Genomic DNA, 2,472 nt, shown 5'->3' on the forward strand with positions numbered 1-2,472 from the left:
GGCAGGCAGGTGGAACTGACTGATGCCGGTCATAGCATGTATGTGCAGGCGCAGGAAATCATTAAATCATTTCAAAACCTGACGTCAGAATTAAATGATATTATGGAAGTCAAGAAAGGGCACGTACGGATTGGACTGCCGCCGATGATTGGATCGGGGTTTTTCCCCAGAGTGCTCGGCGATTTCCGTGAAAACTATCCGAATGTCACCTTTCAGCTAGTCGAAGACGGTTCTATAAAAGTCCAAGAAGGTGTCGGGGACGGCTCTCTTGATATCGGCGTTGTGGTCCTTCCTGCAAACGAAGATATCTTTCATTCGTTTACAATCGTAAAAGAAACCTTAATGCTTGTCGTTCACCCTTCCCACCGGCTGGCTGATGAGAAAGAATGTCAGCTGCGTGAGTTGAAGGACGAGCCTTTTATTTTCTTCAGGGAGGATTTTGTCCTGCACAACCGAATTATGACGGAATGTATCAAGGCTGGGTTCCGGCCCCATATCATTTATGAAACATCACAATGGGATTTTATCAGTGAGATGGTATCAGCAAACCTTGGGATCGGGCTTTTGCCGGAACGGATCTGCCGCGGCCTTGACCCGGAAAAAGTGAAAGTCATTCCGCTTGTTGATCCGGTCATCCCTTGGCACCTCGCCATTATTTGGAGAAAGGACCGGTACTTGTCGTTTGCCGCCAGAGCTTGGCTCGAACATACGAAATCGTATTTATGGGACCCGAAAAAAGATAGTAAAGGATGATGCAAACATGGATGCACAATCAGCAGCAAAATGTCTTACGGCTGTCCGCCGGCACAGCCCACTGGTGCATAGCATAACCAACAATGTCGTAACGAATTTCACAGCAAACGGCCTGCTCGCCCTCGGCGCATCGCCCGTTATGGCGTACGCAAAAGAAGAGGTCGCCGATATGGCGAAAATTGCGGGTGCACTCGTTTTAAATATCGGAACACTGAGCAAGGAGTCAGTCGAAGCGATGATCATCGCGGGGAAATCAGCTAATGAACATGGCGTTCCCGTCATTCTTGATCCTGTCGGTGCCGGAGCAACACCGTTCCGAACTGAATCGGCACGTGACATCATTCGTGAGGTTCGCCTTGCTGCAATCAGAGGAAATGCGGCGGAAATTGCCCATACCGTCGGTGTGACGGATTGGCGGATCAAAGGTGTTGATGCGGGTGAAGGCGGAGGCGACATCATCCGGCTGGCTCAGCAAGCGGCACAAAAGCTAAACACGGTCATTGCGATTACTGGTGAAGTCGATGTCATTGCCGATACATCAAATGTATATACCCTTCATAACGGCCACAAGCTGCTGACAAAAGTGACAGGCGCTGGTTGCCTGTTGACTTCCGTCGTCGGTGCGTTTTGCGCTGTGGAAGAAAATCCATTGTTTGCTGCTATCGCGGCCATTTCCTCGTATGGAGTCGCAGCTCAGCTTGCCGCACAGCAGACGGCTGACAAAGGCCCTGGAAGCTTTCAGATTGAATTGCTGAACAAGCTTTCAACTGTTACTGAACAAGACGTCCAAGAATGGGCGGCTATAGAAAGGGTGACTGTCTCATGACTCGTATTTCTCGGGAAATGATGAAAGAGTTTTTATCTGTTTACTTCATTATGGGGTCAAACAATACGAAAGCCGATCCTGTTGCAGTTGTACAAAAAGCGTTAAAAGGCGGTGCCACCCTGTACCAGTTCCGTGAAAAAGGCGGGGATGCGCTGACAGGAGAGGCTCGGATTGAATTTGCTGAAAAAGCGCAGGCAGCCTGCCGTGAAGCTGGTGTTCCGTTCATTGTCAATGATGATGTGGAATTGGCTCTGAAGCTGAAAGCTGACGGTATCCACATCGGCCAGGAAGACGCAAATGCGAAAGAGGTAAGAGCTGCCATAGGTGATATGATTCTCGGCGTTTCCGCTCATACGATGTCTGAGGTAAAGCAAGCCGAAGAAGACGGAGCGGATTATGTCGGGCTTGGGCCGATCTATCCGACTGAAACGAAAAAAGATACGAGAGCGGTACAAGGGGTATCTCTTATTGAAGCAGTTCGCCGCCAAGGCATCAGCATTCCAATTGTCGGCATCGGCGGCATCACAATAGATAATGCCGCACCTGTTATCCAAGCGGGGGCCGATGGTGTCAGTATGATCAGCGCCATAAGTCAGGCGGAGGATCCTGAGAGTGCTGCACGCAAGTTTCGTGAGGAAATTCAAACATATAAAACAGAAAGATAATCGTTCATCTTCCTTCAAAAAGCTGTTCTGTAAAAGGACAGCTTTTTTGCTTTCCATCAAGGTTTTCAGACCTTCAAATTTTAATTGACAAAGGACAGGAACTGGCTATGATTATGTTATACAATGATAATCATTTTCAATTATAGGAGGAACATGATGGCTCGGGGGCTGGCACTTATTCTATTCAGCTTGTTGATGGTTTTCGGTTTTGCGGCACATGCGGAAGAT

General features: G+C 48.6%; 3 protein-coding genes and 1 pseudogene. All 4 read left to right on the top strand.

The window, feature by feature from the left end:
* Positions 1 to 753: LysR substrate-binding domain-containing protein (locus tag ACWHAR_RS19835; RefSeq protein ID WP_452087598.1), on the top strand; the 753-nt coding region annotated here is incomplete at its 5' end.
* 7 nt (positions 754 to 760) lie between these two features.
* Complete coding sequence (gene thiM, locus ACWHAR_RS19840) at positions 761 to 1,579, top strand: hydroxyethylthiazole kinase (protein WP_041334538.1); 819 nt, start codon at positions 761 to 763, stop codon at positions 1,577 to 1,579.
* Positions 1,576 to 2,244 carry a thiamine phosphate synthase gene (thiE, locus tag ACWHAR_RS19845; RefSeq protein WP_024571774.1) on the top strand — a complete coding sequence of 223 codons (669 nt, stop codon included), beginning with the start codon at positions 1,576 to 1,578 and terminating at the stop codon, positions 2,242 to 2,244. Before thiM ends, thiE begins: the two co-directional genes overlap by 4 nt.
* 156 nt (positions 2,245 to 2,400) lie before the next feature.
* A pseudogene (locus ACWHAR_RS19850) lies at positions 2,401 to 2,472 on the top strand (imelysin family protein); the annotation flags it as partial.

It is taken from the genome of Bacillus sp. LR--39 (assembly GCF_053613335.1).

Excerpts from the sequence above, each read along its gene's own strand:
- thiM (WP_041334538.1), top strand. The coding sequence starts at position 761 with ATGGATGCACAATCAGCAGCAAAATGTCTTACGGCTGTCCGCCGGCAC.
- thiE (WP_024571774.1), top strand. The coding sequence starts at position 1,576 with ATGACTCGTATTTCTCGGGAAATGATGAAAGAGTTTTTATCTGTTTAC.